This is a genomic window from Paenibacillus sp. J22R3 (assembly GCF_056269305.1).
In genome coordinates this window covers 396,438-414,488 of sequence record NZ_JBWDNS010000003.1, presented here as the reverse complement: position 1 = coordinate 414,488, position 18,051 = coordinate 396,438, and the positions used below count along the sequence as shown (strand labels likewise).

The window sequence follows — 18,051 nt, the reverse complement described above, 5'->3', positions numbered from 1 at the left end:
GGGATCTGTATGTTTCGCAAACGTAAGCTGGCTTTAGTAATGACGCTCGTCATGGCACTGTCCACGGTCTTGTATGGCTGCGGCGGGAATGACAACGGCAACACAGGCAGCAAGGATGAGAAGGTTGAACTCAATTTCATCCGTTGGTCGAACGGCCCCGCTTTAGATGAAGAAGAGAAAGATAAAGTGAAACGCTTTAACGATACACACCCGAACATTCAAGTAAAAATGACGCTCCTGCCTTGGGACGAAACGTTCAAGAAAATCGAGATGTCCCTTGCTTCGAACTCGCCTGTAGATTTGTTCTACTGGGATGTGCCTGCCTATGCCTGGTACAAAAAAGGACTTATGAAAAATCTTCAGCCATACTTCGACCGCGATCTTAAGATGGCCGACTACGACGAGAAGTTGTTCGAGCCGTTCAAATTTGATGGCAGCAACATGTATGTTGCACCGGAAAACTATCAAACGCTAGTCATGTACTATAACAAAGACTTGTTCGACAAAGCGAATGTCGCATACCCGAACGAGAACTGGAACTGGGATGATTACCTCGCGGCCGCTCAGAAGCTGACAATCAAAGAAGGCGACAAAACGGTGCAGTTCGGCACGAGCATGTCCCTTGGCGCATGGTGGGGCTGGATGGCGCTTAGCCAAGAGCAAGGCGGGGTATTGGCACCGAACATTCACGATCCGGAGAAGCTGACATTTAATACGCCGGAGACGAAGAATGCGCTGCAATACTTGCAGGATCTGATCTACAAGCATCATGTTGCGCCGGATGCGGCACAATCGAATGCCCTTGGCGGCGACTTCTTGACAGGCAAAATTGCCATGTATGTTGGCGGTGACTGGGATCTGGGTAACCTCAAAGAGAAGAAGGACTTGCACTGGGATATGGCGCCAATGCCGAAGTGGGAAGACAAACGTGTCGTTCCATACTGGATGGGCGGTTATGCGATGACGGAGAAGTCGAAGCACCCGGATCAAGCATGGGAATTCATTAAATGGACGATGACCGAGAACCAAGAAACGCTGGCGAAGCAGCAATCGTGGATTCCGATCAACAAAACAGCACTCTCGAAGGTGGAAACACCGGCATGGGCGCCGGAAGGCTACCAAACGGCTCGCTTCGACTGGATGAAATACGGCAACATCGGCGATATCTATCACCTCAGATGGCGTGAAGCGCAAGATAAAGCGATTACGCCGCTGGTCGATCAAATTTTTGCAAACAAGATAACAGTCGACGAAGCGCTGCAGAAAATGGATGAGCAAGTGAACGAAATTATTTCGAAGAAATAGGGAAGAGGAGGCTGTGCTTTAAAGTAGAATTTCTACTTTAAGGTGCGGCCTTTTGCTTGCGGTTGAAGAGATAGGCGCAGTTGTTGCAATGACATAACTAGGAGCGTGTACTAGGTGAATAGATTGGCGCAAGTGATTGCTGGGACGGATTTTGCGGTAGTTGTGAATAGCCTGAGGATTGATGGTCAAACGGATGGTATTCGATCAATAGGGACAGAAGAGAGAGCTGCGGCAGATGGTGCGCTGCATAACGTGTCCATCTATCATTATGGCGGCGCGCTGGATTTGGTCATAGAAAGTCATGTGTTGGCTTATGAGAAAACCTCACTGGTGGAGCGTTGGGTATCGGTGCGTAATGAAGGAATGGAATCCGTGACCATTGAACGAGTGGACTCCTTCCGGCTGCGGCTTCCCGAGGATTCGTGGACGCTAATGCACTACAAGAGCGAGTGGGGAGCCGAGTTCGAACCGGTTCGCATGCTGCTGGCGGATGAGGATGTTATTTTGCAAACAAGGCAAGGACGCTCGTCGAAGGACATGCACCCTTGGATGAGTCTCATAGGGATTGATGGCGACTTGTTAACGGTATCGCCGATGTGGTCCGGCAATTGGATTTTGCGCTGTGAACGAGCTGAGGTGAGCGAAGAAAGCGCAAGACGTAAGCTTTTTGAAGTGAGCGGGGGGCTGAATGATTGGGAATTCGCCAAAGTGCTGCAGCCGGGACAAACCATGGAGGGCATTCATGTCGCCATTGCGGCAGGAAGCGGCGGCGAGCTTAACAGTACGTCAATCCAATTTGCTCGAGTGGGACGCAAGCATTGGTATGTGAGCAATGAATTCTCCCGTTCTCTCCCGGCAGAATGGAATCATTGGTGGAGCTACGAGGACAAGACGATTAACGAGGACGTATTCCGTGCCAATGCGGCTGAAGCGGCGAAGCTCGGCATTGAAATTTGTACGCTGGATGCCGGTTGGTTCGGGCCATCTGAAGCAGCTTCAGAATGGTTCGAGAACCGAGGTGATTGGGAAATGGTGAATACGACGCGTTTTCCAAGCGGCATTCGTGCGTTGTCGGATTACGTGCATGAGCTCGGGATGAATTTTGGACTGTGGTGCGAGATCGAAGCGCTGGGCAAATCCGCGCATTTATCGAAGCGCCATCCATCCTTCCCCGCACGCAGAGATGGAGAGCAGCTTGGTTATCTCTGCTTTGGCAATCCGGAAGTAGAGGAGTGGGCTTTAAGCACATTGGATGGTTTGATCGAAGGCTACAACTGTCAGTGGATCAAACTGGACTTTAACTTGGATCCGCAAGCGGGCTGTAATTGTACCGACCATGGTCACGGTGCCGGAGACGGACTATTCGAGCATTACAACGGTTACTATCGGATGCTCGATCGCGTTCGTGCTAAACATCCTGAGGTGATTTTGGAAAACTGCTCCTCCGGCGGGCTTCGTATTGATCTCGGGATGATGAGTCATACCCATACAACCTTCTTAAGCGATCCGGATTGGCCGGAGCATAGTCTGCAAGTTTTCTGGGGAGCAACTACGATGCTGGCGGCGGATGTCTGCTTGCACTGGAGCTATTCCGAATTTCTATGGAATTATGAGAAGCAGCAATTTCACCCGAATTCACCCGATTTGAAGTCCTATCAATTCGACTATTATACGCGAATTGCGATGCTTCGCGGCTTCGGCATTTCGCAGAAGCTTCCGCAGATGCCGGAGTGGATGCGTGAACGGCTTGCGCATCACATTGATGTCTACCAACAAACGGTGAAGCCTTTTGTCCGCTCGGCTGATATGTATCGGTTGACCGGGCAGCCGGTAAGAGGCGGCCTTGGCGATTGCTGGTCTGCTTTTCAATACAGTCAACAAAGCGGTGAGGAGCATTTGCTGTTCGTGTTCCGTCTGCCCGGCACAGAAGCGACTCGTTCGATTCACATGCAGGGACTGGACGCGGCTGCAGCCTATCAACTGACGTACCTATCCAGCGAGAATCATGAGGAACCGGTAGTGCGTACAGGGGAGCAGTTGATGACAGAGGGCATTCTTTTCAGCGGGCTGGAGATTGAAGAATCGGCTTTATTGACGCTTAATAGAGTTACGGTTGTGTAATATCGAAAATCGAACTAATTTCCCATATTTTCCTTCTTTGCTTTATTCCATCCATTCCACTTTGCTATAATGGATTTAGGTAAGCCAAGAGGCAGGTAGAAGGGAGTCAAATGGACATGCACCGATTGATGATACGATTGGCCCTCGTCTCTTTGATTCTGTTCGTGGGACTTGGTTCGGATTTTCGAGAAATTAAAGTCGTCCAAGCGGCATCGAATAGCACGACACTTCAAGAGCTTAAAGCAGAAATATTGCAGCAGCTGCTCGAGCAGAAGCCGGAAATCTCCATATCCTACGATGGGAATCGCACAGCGTTGTCCGAGCAATTCCCGATGCTTATACGCGATACCTTCGCGGCCGACGATTATATTGCCTATATTGTGGATTCGTATCTCTATACGATTCGCACATGGGGCACGAATGCGAAGATTAAGCTGACCATTACCTATCGTGAGACAGCAGAGCAAACGAGACGCGTGGATCAATTAATTGCTCAAGCATTGCCTTCGATTGTCGTGGACAAAATGGATCCGCTCGAGAAGGTGACCTACATTCACGATTGGATTGTGAAGCATGTGGCGTACGATACAACGCTGCAGCGATACACGGCGATGGATGCGCTTGAAACTGGTACGGCCGTCTGTCAAGGGTACTCTCTGCTGGCCTACCGTATGCTGTCGCATGCAGGTGTGGAGTCGAGAATCGTGGAAGGCAAGGTGAATTCCGGAAGCCATCTTTGGAATTTGGTACGCCTGAATAACGGCTGGCATCATATGGACGTGACTTGGGATGATCCGCTTCCGGATCGGCCCGGTGAAGTCAGTCGTACGTATTTCTTGAAAAATGATCGCTTCATGAAGCAGGATCACAGCTGGGATAAAGCGTATCCGATGACGCGATAGCGGGTTCAGCGCGAGAAACAAGTAGGGGCTTTCCCACCGCAAATTCGTTTGATTGAAATAAAGGAGCTAAGCATCTGAAAGTGCTTAGCTCCTTTTATTTGTGGCATCCATCGTGGCCTGGTGCGGACTGCGGGTAACAGGCAACGGGCAATAGGCAACAGGCAATAGGCAATAGGTAACTGATAGCTGCTAGATTCCTGGCGCTTTTGAGACAGATTACCGCTAGATCGGCGCTACTCTATGGCCGCCCTCGCGCCTTTTCTGAGAAATGTTGCATTACATGCAATATAATCGGAGATTCGGCATTAAATCGGTTGATATGTTGCACTTTATGCAACATTATCGTCTCCATATCACGATTTGGGCCTCAACTTCTGAGAAATGTTGCAGTTTATGCAACATAATCGGAGTTTCGGCATTAAATCGGTCGATATGTTGCACTTTATGCAACATTATCGTCTCCAAATCACGATTTGAGCAACACCCACAACCACACCAATACCCGCACCAACACCGACATCGACATCGACATCGACACCGACATCAATACCCGCACCAACACCGACATCGACACCAATACCCGCACCAACACCGACATCGACATCGACACCGACATCAATACCCGCACCAACACCGACATCGACACCGACATCGACACCGAAATCGACACCAACATCGACACATACCAATACCAACACCGACACGGACACCGACACGGACACCAACACCAACACCAACACCAACACCAACACCAACACCAACACCAACACCGACACCAACACCGATACCGACACCGATACCAACACCGACACCGACACCGACACCGACACCGACACCAACACCGATACCGACATCGACACCAACACCAACACCAACACCAACCGATACCAACAATAACACCAAAGCCGAAGCCGAAGCTAAAGGTTAAAGGCTAAAGGCTAAAGGCTAAAGGCTAAAGCTAAAGCTTATCCTAAAGCCAGAGCCGAAGCTAAAGCCAGAGCCAAAGCCAAAGCCAAAGCCAAAGCCGAAGTTAGCAGACCAAGTAATTAAGGTTGTGGTTTGCTACTTCTTTGTGCTGTCATCTGCTGCCAGACCGATCCGGCAGCTTCCTCGCCGCGCTCGATTCGTTCCAGGGCGATGCGCGCCTGCAGGCTGACCTCGAATTCCGGGTCAGCCGCAGCTGCTTGCAGCGCCTCTGCCGCGGAGTCGTCGCCGACTTCATAGAGGAAGCGTGCGGCCCGCCAGCGGACGAGCTTGTTGCGGTCGCGCAGCGCTTCGATCATGGCTGGGATCGCGGCGGGGTCGCCAAGATCCGATAGCGTGTCGCCGGCGGTGCGCCGCACGGACGCGGAAGCGTCGCGCAGGGCCGCGATGAGGAGCGGCATCGCCTCCGGCAGGCGCAGCTCGCCCAGATAGACGACGGCCAGTCTCCGGATGGAGACGTTGTCGTCGGATATGGCTTGGGCGAGCAGCGGGAGCATCGCCGGCTCCGGCGCCGTGCGCGAGAGCGCCTCGTAGCGCACGCTCCACTCCGGCGATGCGAGCCGCTCGGCGAGCTGCTCTGCCGACAGCGGCGCAGGCCGCGCAGCCGGGGCCGCCGGCGCATCGGCAGGCGCGGCGCCGAGCGCGATCGCTGCCGCGATAAGTTCCTCGAGCCGCTCCTGCGGATAAGCGGCTTCAAGCTCGCGCACGAGCTCCGCTGCAATCTCATCGGGCTCGCCGTAGCGGACCCCGAGCTCCTCCAGCATTCGCTCGCGAATCATCGAAGAGGCGGCTGCCCGCGTCACCGCCTCCGTGAACTGCGCGGGCAGCGCCGCACGCGCTTCGCCGCCGGGCGTGCGTACGCGCACCTGCATCGGAATGCCCCGATACAGCTGCACGAACGCGTGCGCCTCGCCGAAGCTCTCTGCGCCGGGCACGGCTGCGCCAGTGCCCGCGCCAGAGCCTTCGGACGAGCCGGCCTCATCGCCGCTCGCAAGGATGCGCCGCGCTTCGGCCAGAATCCGCTCCCAGTCCGCCCCCGGCTTCCGGTCGAGCGCGATAAAATCCGTCGTGCGGAACAAGCCGCGCACGCCGTCAATGCGAAGCAGGCTGCGCAGCGGTTCAGCCGCACTGTCGGCATCACTTAGGGCAAGGCTAAAGCGCTGCCCGGAAGGAAGCTTCTCGTTCACATTCAATTTCATTGTATTTGGACTTGGCGTCGGTTCAATACCAAGTAATTTCATATGGTTTTCCCCCATTCCCGTTCATTGTTAGACTATATTGTAAACCATTTGGCAAGGGTACCACAATTGAAATTCAAACTGCTGAACGCTGTTTGCGTAATCGATTTAAGCTTGGTATCTTTGAAAATAGAGAATGGTTGTATCATGCAGCCGTATAGAGACAGGTAACTGACAACACGACGGGAGACGTGAGCACCATGCGGTTTGAAAATATGAATTCGGAAGCCGTACCGAAGACGTTCAAGGAAGTCAGACAATGGCGCCGGGAACGCGCAGGCAAAATCAAGCACAAAGATTATTCCTATACCGTCCCGACCGCAGATCCGGACTTGATTTATTTGCATTCCAATTCGGCTGAGCCATCGTTGACATGGATCGGCCACTCTACATTTCTAATCCAGCACGCTGGTCTTAATATAATGACCGATCCGATTTGGGCCGATAAGCTTGCGTTGCAACGCCGTCTGTCTACGCCGGGTCTCGCGATTCAAGATGTACCGCCAATCGATGTCGTATTAATTTCTCATTCTCATTATGATCATCTTCATATGAAATCACTCGAACAGCTCAAAGGCAGCAAAACGTTGATCGTACCTGTCGGGCTGGCAAATAAGCTGCGTCGCAAAGGCTTCTCCTCCATTATTGAGCTCGAGTGGTGGCAGTCGGCTTCAATCAGCGGCATTACGTTTACTTTTGTACCGGCACAGCACTGGACACGCCGTACCTTGACGGACACGAACAAGTCGCACTGGGGTGGATTCATCATCGAATCTGAACTGGCGCCTACGGTATATTTTGCCGGGGACAGCGGGTATTTCGACGGTTTTACACAAATTGGAAATCGTTTCGATATCGATGTTGCGCTGATGCCGATCGGTGCTTATGAACCGGAATGGTTCATGGGACAGCAGCATGTGACGCCTGAGGAGGCGCTGCAAGCCTTCCTCGATGTGCGTGCCAAGCGGTTCGTTCCGATGCATTACGGCTCGTATAAATTAGCCGATGACACACCGCGTGAAGCATTGGATCGACTGGAGGCAGAGAGCAAGCGGCTTTCGCTGCCGCGAGGAACCGTTATGATCCTGCCTCATGGGGAAACCGTTCGATTAAATGATAACAAGTAGGCAATCCTTCGCGATTTTATGCTATAATGGTGTGATGAGTAGAACTTTTAGTGAAGGACGGGATTGTTTACAATGATTAGTACAAGCGGCATAACGCTTCGTTTCGGTAAGCGTGCGCTATTTGAAGATGTAAATATTAAATTTACGCCTGGCAACTGCTACGGCTTGATTGGTGCAAACGGCGCAGGCAAATCGACGTTTCTGAAGATTCTTTCCGGCGAAGTAGAGCAAACGAGCGGCGAGGTTCATATTACACCAGGCGAACGCTATGCGGTCCTGAAGCAGAACCATTACGAATACGATGATTTCCTCGTACTCGAAACGGTTATTATGGGTCACAAGAAGCTATATGAAGTCATGAAAGAGAAAGACGCGATCTATGCGAAAGCGGAATTCACCGATGAAGACGGCATGCGTGCAGGCGAATTGGAAGCGGAATTCGCAGACATGAACGGCTGGGAAGCGGAGTCCGAAGCAGCAGGTATGTTGAACGGTCTCGGTATTACGCCGGATCTGCATGACAAGAAAATGGCTGAGCTTTCCGGTAACGAGAAAGTCCGCGTGCTCTTGGCACAAGCATTGTTCGGTGAACCGAACATTCTATTGCTCGATGAGCCTACCAACCATCTTGACATGCAATCCATCGGCTGGCTTGAGGATTTCCTCTCCCGCTATGAAGGCACTGTCATCGTAGTATCCCATGACCGTCACTTCTTGAACCAAGTATGTACGCACATTGCGGATATCGATTTCGGCAAAATCCAGATGTATGTCGGTAACTACGACTTCTGGTACGAGTCCAGCCAATTGGCGCTGACGCTCATGCGCGATAACAACAAGAAGAAGGAAGACAAAGTCAAGGAGCTGCAAGCGTTCATTCAACGTTTCAGCGCGAACAAATCCAAATCCAAGCAAGCGACTTCCCGTAAGAAGCTTCTTGACAAAATCACGCTTGATGACATTCGTCCATCAAGCCGTAAATATCCGTTTATCAACTTCAAGCCGGAGCGTGAGGCAGGCAAACAATTGCTGCTGACGGAAGGCTTAACGAAGGCCGTTGACGGTGTGAATCTGATCGACAACCTGACGATCTCAATCAACAAAGGCGACAAAATCGCACTTGTTGGACCGAACACGTTGCCGAAAACGATCCTATTTCAATTGCTTACAGGCGAGTTGGAGCCGGATGCAGGTACGTTCCAATGGGGGATTACAACGACACAAGCGTATTTCCCTAAAGAAAACTCAGCATATTTCGACGGTGTAGATACGAACCTGGTCGACTGGCTGCGCCAGTATTCGAAGGATCAAGATGAGAGCTTCATCCGCGGCTTCCTTGGCCGTATGCTCTTCTCCGGTGATGAGGCGCTTAAGAAAGCAAGCGTACTATCCGGGGGCGAGAAGGTTCGCTGCATGCTGTCCAAGATGATGCTGTCCAGCTCGAACGTTCTTCTTATGGATGAACCGACGAACCATTTGGATCTCGAATCCATTACGGCGCTTAACAATGGCTTGATCGACTTCGATGGCACGCTGATCTTCACATCGCATGACCATCAGTTCGTTCAAACGATTGCGAACCGCATTATCGAAATTACGCCTAACGGTATAATCGATCGTATGATGTCCTACGATGAGTACCTCGAGAGCGCTGAAGTTAAAGCGATTCGCGAGCGTATGTACCCAGCCGAATAGTCTATATCCATTACATCGCGCATATATGACGAAAGGACTGACCGAGATGCTTCTCGGCAGTCCTTTTTTGCTATGTGATGCGATATATGTTCTTGCGCACTTGTCCGGCACATAAACTATAGCAATAGCCTATTGTAGGGTTCTGTCGTTTATTAGGACTTTGGATGTGCATGACCAGTTAGGGCGGTTTATGTTAAAATGACAATAGTAGATGAATAGTTGAAGGAGTCGATCGTAAATGTCCTTTTTCGATAAAGTCAAACAAGGTGCATCGGAAGCGGCGAAGAAAGCACAGCAAACCGTTGAAATCACGAAACTGAAAGCGCAGATTTCCGGTAAAGAAAGAGAAATCGACAAAGTGTATGCAACAATCGGAGCAGCGGTTTACCGTGCGCATCAAGCGCATGACTTGGCTTCTGCCGAGCATGAAGTGTCAAATTGCTGCTTACAGGTAGATGAGCTGCATGTAGAAGTCGGTCAGCTTGAGGAGCGAATCAAGATGATCCGTTTCGAGAAAACTTGCAGCTGCGGCAAAGTCGTAGCGCTCGATACGAAGTTCTGCCCGGATTGCGGATCTGCACTGGGTGATGAACCGAAGAGTGAAACGACTGTCGGCGAAATTGTCGTCATCTGCAACACCTGCAAAACCGAGAACGAGCTGAATGCCAAGTTTTGCGTGTCCTGCGGCTCGGGCTTATCCGCTTCCGGTTCCGGATACTAGCACCTCAATCCTGTTACACAGCAGTCCCTATGCGCCTATTGGTGTACGGGGACTGTTTTTTTATTCTTGTACATGTGCCGTTACATTGCAAGGACATGCTCATAAACTAACAGAAGAGCTGTCAGGCGAAGGAGGTAGCAGAAGTGGCATACGAAACAACGGATCGAGATTTCAATGCAATGCTTCATCAGAAGCTTACGAATAGGGAGAGCTTGCTCGATATCGGGAGTGGGCCTTGTGTCCTGCTGGACACTTTTCCCTATGCACATATTGTCGCGCTTGAGATTCATCGGCCTTATCTGGTTAACCGGGCAACGAATGCCAGTCATATTATTCCCTTAAATGCGGATGCCAGGGAGATGAATAAGCTGTTTGTGCCAAAGTCGTTCTCAGCGGTGTCGTTCATCGATTCCATCGAGCATTTCACCAAGCATGATGCCCATTTGCTCCTGCAGAAGGCAGAAATGATTGCCAAGCACCATGTCATCATATATACGCCGCGAGGTTTCTTCCCGCAGCAGTATGTGGATCACTTCGGACTGAACGGGGAGAAATTCCAAACGCATCGCAGCGGCTGGGAGCCGGCAGAACTGGAGGATCTGGGTTATGAGGTCACCATTATGAAAGGCATGCATGATCAGCGAAATCCGGCTTTTGTTCACGCATTTGGCTTGGAGCATACGCCTATTGATGCACTGCTGGCCATTAAGTATTTGGGATAAATAATATTTTGTAAGGATATCGATTCACTATAGTGCTGTTATGGTTACAATTTGGATATATATAGTAATGTCCTTGCGATATCTTACACTTGGGAGGCGTTGGCTATGCTCGTACCCGTGGAATCCAAACAAATCGCATTCTGTTCGTATAATGAGGACGAGGCATCTTTATATCTGTACTACCATACAGGGGATGTGGCTATTTTCTCGTCAATCGGGAAACTTGATTATCAGTCCGTCATCGATTCTCCTAACCGTTACGATACCCTCATGCTGGTGACCAAGAAAAGCCAAAGTGAATCAGAACTTCAAGCATTTTTTCCGGAATTGGAAAGGAATTAGCAGTACATTCGTAGGGGAACGATATTGGAATTATTTACATGATTGAAGAAGGCGTGGAAGAAACTAGTGCTTTAGGCTTTCGTATAGGACTGAAGCACTTCGGAGTGAAACATAGGAAATGCTTGGGTCCGCTTGAAGACATCTCTGATAAGGAGGTGTCTTTTTTGCGTCTGTAGGTTCGTGTGGTAGGGCTATTCGACTAGTGAGCAGGATGACAAATGAGACATGTGGACGATATATGCATCTTGCGTAGAACCGTACAATTGGCATTAGGGCAAAAAGCCTACAGCATGACCAACACAAGGAGGACCAAAATGAAAAAGTTTACAGCATCACTGCTTGTTCTGATTCTGACTACTTTGCTTGTCATGCCAGCAGTGATGGGCGCCTCACCGGCTCCAGCACCTGTCGTCGGAGAAATTCAGTCCAGCGTAAGTTTCCGCAGCGCACCGTCTACATCTTCAACCGTTTACAAATACTTGAAGGCTGGCGATAACGTTGTCATCTTGGAGCGAACGAACGCGAGCTGGTACAAAGTGCAAGACGTTCTGGGCACGATCGCTTATGTCTCTTCTTCCGATAAATATATTGAAATCATCTATAACGCATCGATCGTTTCATCCGTTTCGTTCCGTAAATCCGCTTCCACAGACGGCACGCGTCTACGCTATCTGAGCAAAGGTGAATCGGTCCTGATCACAGGTCAGCCAAACAGCGCATGGTTTGCTGTAACGGATTCCAATGGTGTTAAAGGTTATGTCAGCTCAAGTGAGCAGTACATATCGCTTGGTGCAAGCTTCTCTTTGCCTAGCGGCACGAAGCCTGGTTCAGGCACAGGCGGCGGAGGCACAACTCCGAGCGCACCGCAATTGATCGAGAACACAATTGCAGCCGGCATGAAATATTGGGGAACGCCATATGAGTTCGGCTCTGATCGTGATACGACTACAACATTCGATTGCTCCGACTTCGTACGCACGGCATTCCGCGAAGGAGCAAACCTGACGCTTCCTGCTGATTCGCGCAAGCAAGGCGATTACGTGAAAGCCAAAGGCGCAACGAAATCCGACTGGCGTTCACTGAAACGCGGCGACCTGATGTTCTTCATGGAGTACAAAGGCTCGAAAGCTTCCAACTATGCAGGCGTCAACAAAGCGACTGAAACCATCACACACGTAGGCATCTACCTTGGAAATGGCCAAATCCTACATACGTATTCTACAGAATCCGGCGGCGTTCGTATTAACGACATCGCAGGCGGACAATGGGAGAACCGCTTCTTGTTTGGCGGAAGCGTGCTTTAAAGTAAACTATCGAAACCGGATTGGCCTATGGCCTATCCGGTTTTTTTGTTCCAGTAAACCGAACAGAAAAAAACCGTCACTGCAGAAACTGCAGGACGGCGCGGGAGCATTCCATCGGATTGTATTGTTGGTTGCGTTTGTTTATTAGATCAAGCCGGTGCTGTCCGGAGGTATAAGGCTCTTGAATAAGGGCGAACCATTTATCAATCGTTTCAGAAGAGATTAGCATCTCGCCAAAACCGCTCGCGACGAAGTATTCGCAGTTCACTTCTTCTTGTCCCGGAATCGGTTCGTAGAACAGCATCGGGATGCTTTTGCTCAAGCCTTCCGTACATGTCATGCCGCCGGGCTTCGTAATCAGCAGGTCAGAGACGTCCATCAGCTTGTTGATTTCTTTGGTGAATCCAAGCACCTTGATGTTTGAATGCTGGAAGCTCGGATCGGCCAGCATCCGCTCGCGTACTTTCTCGTTGTTGCCGACACAATAGATCAGCTGAATCTTATCACGCCAACGGGTCATGTAGCTGAGCAAATCATCGCTGTACATAATCCCCCAACCACCGCCCATAATAAGGACGGTTGGCAATGGTTTCAAATCAAACTGCGCCTGCAGCTCCGACTTGTCATGCGTTTGCCAGAAGTTCGGATGTACCGGAATGCCGGTAACCTCAATTCGCCCGGGTGAGATGCCGCGGTCGGTCAGCTTGGTCTTCACCTCATTGGTGGACACCAGATATTTGGTCACCTCGGAGCTTGTCCACGTGCCATGAGCATCATAATCGGTAATGAGCGTATAGAGTGGAACTTGCAGCCCAAGCCTCTTCAACCGCGAAACGACTGCATTAGGTACCGGGTGCGTGCATACGATCAGATCCGGCTTCAATTGGGCGATCACCTGCGATGTATGTGTGTAGAAAATACGATGCAGCGCCAGCTGAGCGAATCGGTTTAGTGATTTTTTATATTGTCTGCGGTAAAGCTTTCCGAGCAGTTTTGGCTGTTTAGTCACTGTTTTGCGATATGCGGATACAATCAGCGGGCCGATGACCGGATTAAGAAAATTGCCCAGCTCAATGACGCGAGTCTGAATTGTAGAATCAAGTGAACGAAGACCTACCGCAAGCGCGTAAGCCGCTTGGGTATGCCCGGAACCGAACCCTTCGGAAAGGAGCAATACTCTTTTTTTTCGCACATTATCACCTGCTTCTTCTACCGGTTCAGGAATCCCTAAGAACTCTCTATCTCATATTACGCTGTTTTCCCTTTGAAGCACAAGATTGGAATTAAGACTTGCGTATGATTGCATCCTTATTCTATGCTAAAAATTAGGCGGTTCGCCGAAGCGGCGAATACGGACAAGAATGGAGTGGTTACAAAATGCAGCAAAATCAAAAGTTTATTCCGGAACAAGGTTCTATCGTAACGTTTACCTATAAATCAGGCGACTATGCAGGGGAAGTTATGGAAACAGGCGGACCGCGCGCATTGATTAAAGTACTGGCGGTATTGAAGCACCCGGAGCAGGGGGATTTGCACAATCCCTATAATCCCGATGTACCGATGTTCCATGAACGCAGAGCGCTTAGCTACACCGAGAAAACGAATGTACCTTACGGTGATATCAGCGGACTTTACCCAGGAGAAGTGCCATCGTACAAAGAGTCGCTTACACGAGCAGTTGCTGCTGAAATCGAGGCGATCGACCGTCTGAAGCGCTGGGCGGAGCGCGGTCTTGAGCAGCTGAGGCAGTTGGAGAAAGAGTATAAGTAAGGGTATGACGAGAGCAGCTTAGGCAGCCGGAGGGGGATACGGTATGAATAGAAATGATTTGGCACAAGGGATTTATAACAGCTCGCATTTGTCGGGGAGTTTTACGCTGCGTTCCGGTCAAGTTTCGGAGACGTATTTTGACAAATATTTATTTGAAGCGAACCCTCGCTTGCTTGGTGCGATTGCCTGTGAACTGGCCTTATGTATTCCTGTTGGCATAGATGTGCTTGCCGGACTTGAGATGGGTGGTATCCCGGTTGCGACGGCTCTATCGCTGGAAACGAATATCCCCGCGGCTTTCGTACGAAAGCAGGCGAAGAATTATGGGACATGCAAGCTTGCGGAAGGCGCGGAAGTGCGCGGCCAGAACGTATGCGTTGTGGAAGATGTCGTCACAACCGGCGGACAGATCCTGCTTAGTGTTGCAGAATTGCGCGCAGCCGGCGCTATTGTGGAAGACGTCATATGTGTCATCGAACGGAATCCGGATGGGCGCAAGAAGCTCGAGGAAGCCGGACTGAAGCTGCATGCTTTGTTTACGATAGAAGAGCTTGAGGCAGCGGGCAGTAATGTGGATGCTGCGCTTTCGGGTGAAGATTGGAGCGATTGAATAGAAGAGTCGTATCACGATTATGACCGAATGACCGTATTGCGTTTCTGGTCAGTCAGTGCTATTATGACCTATATCATGTTGAAGAAGGAGGCTGCAGCGCAATGGAACAGAAGAAACCGGTCGATCGCAGAATGCAAATTGTGGAGGCGGCGGGGAAATCGTTTGCCATGTTTGGTTATAAGGCGACAACGATGGAGCTGGTTTCCAAAATCGCTGCAGTCGGCAAGGGAACGATTTATACTTTTTTTGCAACGAAGGAAGACTTGTTTAATGAAATCATCGGGCAGCTGGCTGCCGAGCTTCGGAGCTTGGCGGAGCGCACGATTGACCGAAAGCGGAATTTCTTCGATAACTTAGCAGCTGTGCTGCACGAGCTGCTGCTGTTTCGCGAGAAGCATGAGCTCATCGTGAAATTGTCGCAGGAGATTCGCGATTTGGGTACGCCTATGGCGAAAGATGGCGTGGCGAGGCTTGAACAGGCCATTTACGCTTTTATCCAGCATGAGATTGAGCTTGCAATTGAGAAGAACGAGCTGCGCGATATTGATCCGGCGCTGACTGCTTTTGTGATCTTGAAGCTGTATGTTGCAATCGGCGTCGAGTGGAACCGAAGTCACCAGCTGTCGCGTGAAGAGCTTGCGGCTTATTTTACGAGTTTGCTGCGTGAAGGTGTAGGCGTGAAGTAAGGTAAGGCAAGTCTGTAACCAGCTGAGTGGCGGAGTAGGTTGGCTGAAACGTGCAGGCAGAGGTACGGAGACGGCGGTTTGTTAAGAAAACGTGCAGGCAGAGGTACAAGGGCGTTGGCTAGTTGGAGAAGGTGGACTAGTCCTTTTTTTTGAAGTGAATTGACCGAAAAACCATATTGGTCATTTATTCATTATTTTTCATGGAGGGGAAAGCGCTATGCGAGGTTTATCATTGTTTGGCAAGGAGTTAAGCCGGATTGTCCGAAATCCCAAGCTCCTGATTCCGATTGTTGGGGTGTTGTTCATTCCGATTATGTACAGCGGGATGTTGATTGGGTCGTTTTGGGACCCGTATGGGAAGCTGAGTGAGCTGCCGGTGGCGGTCGTGAATGAGGATGCCGGCGCACAATTTGAAGGAAAACCGCTGGCTGTCGGACAGGATTTGGTGGAGGAATTGAAGGCGAATCCGGAATTTGATTGGGCTTTTGTGAGCCGCGCTGAAGCGGAGAAAGGCGTTCAGGACGGGGATTACTATTATGTCATTGAAATTCCGGCGTCCTTCTCCAAGCAAGCGACCACGCTGCTGGATGAGAAGCCGCAGCCTGCGGCTATCCGATATGTGTCCAACGATAGCGGCAATTACTTAGCAGCCAAAATCGGGCAAGCTGCCATCGAGAAGCTGCAAACCGAAATTTCGCAGCAGGTGACAAAAGCTTATGCGGAGGCGGTTTTTGCCAGCATTGGCGATGCATCCGACGGCATCGTACAAGCGAGCGAAGGTGCAGGCAAGCTGAGCGACGGCGCCTTGGATGCGGAGAACGGTGCCAAGCTGCTGCGCGATAATGTGGCGAAGCTGGCTTCCGGCACGGAGCAGCTCGCCGGAGGCGTTAAGGCGCTTGGGAGCGGCGCCGGTCAATTGGCGGCCGGCACGGCCGCAGTTCGTGACGGCTCGGCGGCGCTCGCAGCCGGGCTCGGCAAGCTCGAGGCTGCCGGCGCGCAGCTCGGCGGCGGAGCTAAGCAAGCAGCCGAGGCCGGTGCGAAGCTGGCCGATGGGCTTGCCTCGGCGGAGCAAGGCGGTGCGCAGCTCGCCGGCGCAGCCGCGAAGCTGTCGGCGGCGCTTGAAGCGTACGCCGCCGCAGCTTCGCCGGATGCAGCGCAGGATCCCGCGCTGCAGGAGCTCCTCGGCGCAGCCCGCGCGGTATCCGCGGGCGCAGCCGAGCTCTCTGGCGGCAGCGCGAAGCTTGCCGCCGGCGGCGCGCAGCTGCAGCAGGGCCAGCTGCAGCTGCAGCAAGGGCTTGCGGCGCTGCACGCGCAGCTCGCAGCCGCGCAGCAAGGCGGCGCCAAGCTAGCCGCCGGCGCCGAGAGCGCTGCGGTCGGCGCCGCGAAGCTGGCGGACGGCGCCGCCGCCGCAGGCCGCGGTGCGGCCGAGCTTGCCGGGGGCTCCGGCAAGCTGGCTAGCGGCTCCGCCGCACTTGCGAGCGGCGCGGAGCAGCTCGCAGGCGGCACGGCCGAGCTGTCGGGCAAGCTCGGCGATGCCGCGAAGCAAACCGGGGGCATCATCGGAACCGATGCCCTGTACGACATGTTCGCGAACCCTGTCCATGTCGATGAGCACAAGCTGACCGACGTGCCGAACTACGGTACGGGCTTCACTCCGTACTTCCTGTCACTCGGTCTGTTTGTAGGCGCCTTGCTCTCCACAATGGTAATCCCGATGCGCGAAACTGGACTGAAGCCGCGCTCCGGCTGGAGCTGGTTCGTCAGCAAAGTATTGCTCTTCATCGTTGTTGGTATCGTGCAAGCATTAATTGCAGATGCGATTCTGCTCTACGGAATCGGCCTCAAAGTGAACCATTTAGGCGCTTTCATAGGCATGTCGATGCTGGCAAGTGTCACTTTCATGATGATCGTACAGTTCCTTGTTACATTGCTCGATCAGCCGGGACGTTTTGTCGCCGTCATGCTGCTTATTCTACAACTGACCGGCAGTGCCGGCACGTATCCATCTGAGCTTGTCCCATCGTGGCTGCAGCAAATCAGTGCATGGCTGCCGATGACATACACAATTAGCGCCTTCCGCGAAATCGTGACAGGAAACGAGCTCATAACTGTCGGCAGCAAAGCGCTGCACACAGCAAGCTTTGCAGTCGTGTTCGCAGTACTATCCCTACTCGTCTTCCTCATGCTTCATCGTAGAACAAAACGCGATACAACAACAGAACTCGCAACAACAGTGTAGCTCCCAGCGCAACACTTACCCGCGGAATTTAGTCAGAGAATAGCATCCAGAGCTACTCTTTGACGAATCCCTGCGAAAATAACGAAAGAGTAGCTCCCAGAGCTACTCTTCGATCAGCTAACAATGGTTTTAGTTCAAGAGTAGTTCTCAGAGCAACACATCAATATATAACAGCGGAATTTTGCCAAAGAGTAGCTCCCAGAGCCACACATTGGCGGAACCCCCGCGGAATTAACGAAAGAGTAGCTCCCAGAGCTACTCTTTCGTCATATATCGGATGAA

At 51.6% G+C, this 18,051-nt stretch carries 16 protein-coding genes; 13 read left to right on the top strand and 3 right to left on the bottom strand.

The window, feature by feature from the left end:
* Positions 1 to 9: 9 nt before the first annotated feature.
* The 3 genes from AC0YN4_RS16695 to AC0YN4_RS16685 all read left to right on the top strand — a co-directional run bounded on the left by AC0YN4_RS16695 (position 10) and on the right by AC0YN4_RS16685 (position 4,328).
* Positions 10 to 1,305 (top strand): ABC transporter substrate-binding protein, encoded by a 1,296-nt coding sequence (locus AC0YN4_RS16695; RefSeq protein ID WP_475836212.1) that lies wholly within the window; start codon positions 10 to 12, stop codon positions 1,303 to 1,305.
* Between the two features lie 114 nt (positions 1,306 to 1,419).
* Positions 1,420 to 3,426, top strand: a complete 2,007-nt coding sequence (locus AC0YN4_RS16690) for an alpha-galactosidase (protein ID WP_475836211.1) — start codon at positions 1,420 to 1,422, stop codon at positions 3,424 to 3,426.
* 116 nt (positions 3,427 to 3,542) lie between these two features.
* Positions 3,543 to 4,328: a transglutaminase domain-containing protein gene (locus tag AC0YN4_RS16685; protein WP_475782216.1), complete on the top strand. Its 786-nt coding sequence runs from the start codon at positions 3,543 to 3,545 to the stop codon at positions 4,326 to 4,328.
* A 452-nt stretch (positions 4,329 to 4,780) separates the two neighbouring features.
* Here the strand turns inward: AC0YN4_RS16685 and AC0YN4_RS16680 are convergent, their stop codons facing one another.
* The gene (locus AC0YN4_RS16680) at positions 4,781 to 5,182 is read right to left on the bottom strand and encodes a hypothetical protein (protein WP_475836210.1); all 402 of its coding nucleotides are present in this window, start codon (positions 5,180 to 5,182) and stop codon (positions 4,781 to 4,783) included.
* Between the two features lie 192 nt (positions 5,183 to 5,374).
* Complete coding sequence (locus AC0YN4_RS16675; protein WP_475836209.1) at positions 5,375 to 6,553, bottom strand: conserved virulence factor C family protein; 1,179 nt, start codon at positions 6,551 to 6,553, stop codon at positions 5,375 to 5,377.
* 197 nt (positions 6,554 to 6,750) lie between these two features.
* Between AC0YN4_RS16675 and AC0YN4_RS16670 the strand changes: the two genes are divergently transcribed.
* From AC0YN4_RS16670 to AC0YN4_RS16645, 6 genes are all read left to right on the top strand, one after another.
* Positions 6,751 to 7,677: an MBL fold metallo-hydrolase gene (locus tag AC0YN4_RS16670; protein ID WP_475836208.1), complete on the top strand. Its 927-nt coding sequence runs from the start codon at positions 6,751 to 6,753 to the stop codon at positions 7,675 to 7,677.
* Between the two features lie 72 nt (positions 7,678 to 7,749).
* Positions 7,750 to 9,372 (top strand): ABC-F family ATP-binding cassette domain-containing protein, encoded by a 1,623-nt coding sequence (locus tag AC0YN4_RS16665; RefSeq protein WP_475782212.1) that lies wholly within the window; start codon positions 7,750 to 7,752, stop codon positions 9,370 to 9,372.
* 238 nt (positions 9,373 to 9,610) lie between these two features.
* The gene (locus AC0YN4_RS16660; protein ID WP_475836207.1) at positions 9,611 to 10,093 is read left to right on the top strand and encodes a double zinc ribbon domain-containing protein; all 483 of its coding nucleotides are present in this window, start codon (positions 9,611 to 9,613) and stop codon (positions 10,091 to 10,093) included.
* Positions 10,094 to 10,236: 143 nt separating this feature from the next.
* Positions 10,237 to 10,815 carry a class I SAM-dependent methyltransferase gene (locus AC0YN4_RS16655; protein ID WP_475782210.1) on the top strand — a complete coding sequence of 193 codons (579 nt, stop codon included), beginning with the start codon at positions 10,237 to 10,239 and terminating at the stop codon, positions 10,813 to 10,815.
* Between the two features lie 105 nt (positions 10,816 to 10,920).
* Complete coding sequence (locus tag AC0YN4_RS16650) at positions 10,921 to 11,157, top strand: KTSC domain-containing protein (RefSeq protein ID WP_475782209.1); 237 nt, start codon at positions 10,921 to 10,923, stop codon at positions 11,155 to 11,157.
* Positions 11,158 to 11,471: 314 nt separating this feature from the next.
* Entirely contained in the window at positions 11,472 to 12,461 is a 990-nt protein-coding gene (locus AC0YN4_RS16645) for a C40 family peptidase (protein WP_475782208.1), read from the top strand.
* A gap of 76 nt (positions 12,462 to 12,537) precedes the next feature.
* Here AC0YN4_RS16645 and AC0YN4_RS16640 read toward each other — a convergent pair whose 3' ends face one another.
* Positions 12,538 to 13,653, bottom strand: coding sequence for an MGDG synthase family glycosyltransferase (locus tag AC0YN4_RS16640; RefSeq protein WP_090984508.1), 1,116 nt, complete (start codon positions 13,651 to 13,653; stop codon positions 12,538 to 12,540).
* Between the two features lie 185 nt (positions 13,654 to 13,838).
* Between AC0YN4_RS16640 and kapB the strand changes: the two genes are divergently transcribed.
* The 4 genes from kapB (at position 13,839) to AC0YN4_RS16620 (ending at position 17,769) form a co-directional block, all read left to right on the top strand.
* Complete coding sequence (gene kapB, locus AC0YN4_RS16635; protein ID WP_475782206.1) at positions 13,839 to 14,231, top strand: sporulation phosphorelay system protein KapB; 393 nt, start codon at positions 13,839 to 13,841, stop codon at positions 14,229 to 14,231.
* A gap of 43 nt (positions 14,232 to 14,274) precedes the next feature.
* Positions 14,275 to 14,841 (top strand): orotate phosphoribosyltransferase, encoded by a 567-nt coding sequence (gene pyrE / locus AC0YN4_RS16630; protein WP_475782205.1) that lies wholly within the window; start codon positions 14,275 to 14,277, stop codon positions 14,839 to 14,841.
* A 104-nt stretch (positions 14,842 to 14,945) separates the two neighbouring features.
* Positions 14,946 to 15,530 carry a TetR/AcrR family transcriptional regulator gene (locus AC0YN4_RS16625; RefSeq protein ID WP_475782204.1) on the top strand — a complete coding sequence of 195 codons (585 nt, stop codon included), beginning with the start codon at positions 14,946 to 14,948 and terminating at the stop codon, positions 15,528 to 15,530.
* 217 nt (positions 15,531 to 15,747) lie between these two features.
* Complete coding sequence (locus AC0YN4_RS16620; RefSeq protein ID WP_475836206.1) at positions 15,748 to 17,769, top strand: YhgE/Pip family protein; 2,022 nt, start codon at positions 15,748 to 15,750, stop codon at positions 17,767 to 17,769.
* The last annotated feature ends 282 nt before the right edge of the window (positions 17,770 to 18,051 follow it).

Bases quoted from the DNA above. Each gene is read 5' to 3' on its own strand.
- AC0YN4_RS16695 (WP_475836212.1), top strand. From the start codon at position 10: ATGTTTCGCAAACGTAAGCTGGCTTTAGTAATGACGCTCGTCATGGCA.
- AC0YN4_RS16685 (WP_475782216.1), top strand. From the start codon at position 3,543: ATGCACCGATTGATGATACGATTGGCCCTCGTCTCTTTGATTCTGTTC.
- AC0YN4_RS16680 (WP_475836210.1), bottom strand. From the start codon at position 5,182: ATGTCGGTATCGGTGTTGGTGTCGGTGTCGGTGTCGGTGTCGGTGTCG.
- AC0YN4_RS16675 (WP_475836209.1), bottom strand. From the start codon at position 6,553: ATGAAATTACTTGGTATTGAACCGACGCCAAGTCCAAATACAATGAAA.
- AC0YN4_RS16670 (WP_475836208.1), top strand. From the start codon at position 6,751: ATGCGGTTTGAAAATATGAATTCGGAAGCCGTACCGAAGACGTTCAAG.
- AC0YN4_RS16665 (WP_475782212.1), top strand. From the start codon at position 7,750: ATGATTAGTACAAGCGGCATAACGCTTCGTTTCGGTAAGCGTGCGCTA.
- AC0YN4_RS16660 (WP_475836207.1), top strand. From the start codon at position 9,611: ATGTCCTTTTTCGATAAAGTCAAACAAGGTGCATCGGAAGCGGCGAAG.
- AC0YN4_RS16650 (WP_475782209.1), top strand. From the start codon at position 10,921: ATGCTCGTACCCGTGGAATCCAAACAAATCGCATTCTGTTCGTATAAT.
- AC0YN4_RS16645 (WP_475782208.1), top strand. From the start codon at position 11,472: ATGAAAAAGTTTACAGCATCACTGCTTGTTCTGATTCTGACTACTTTG.
- kapB (WP_475782206.1), top strand. From the start codon at position 13,839: ATGCAGCAAAATCAAAAGTTTATTCCGGAACAAGGTTCTATCGTAACG.
- pyrE (WP_475782205.1), top strand. From the start codon at position 14,275: ATGAATAGAAATGATTTGGCACAAGGGATTTATAACAGCTCGCATTTG.
- AC0YN4_RS16625 (WP_475782204.1), top strand. From the start codon at position 14,946: ATGGAACAGAAGAAACCGGTCGATCGCAGAATGCAAATTGTGGAGGCG.
- AC0YN4_RS16620 (WP_475836206.1), top strand. From the start codon at position 15,748: ATGCGAGGTTTATCATTGTTTGGCAAGGAGTTAAGCCGGATTGTCCGA.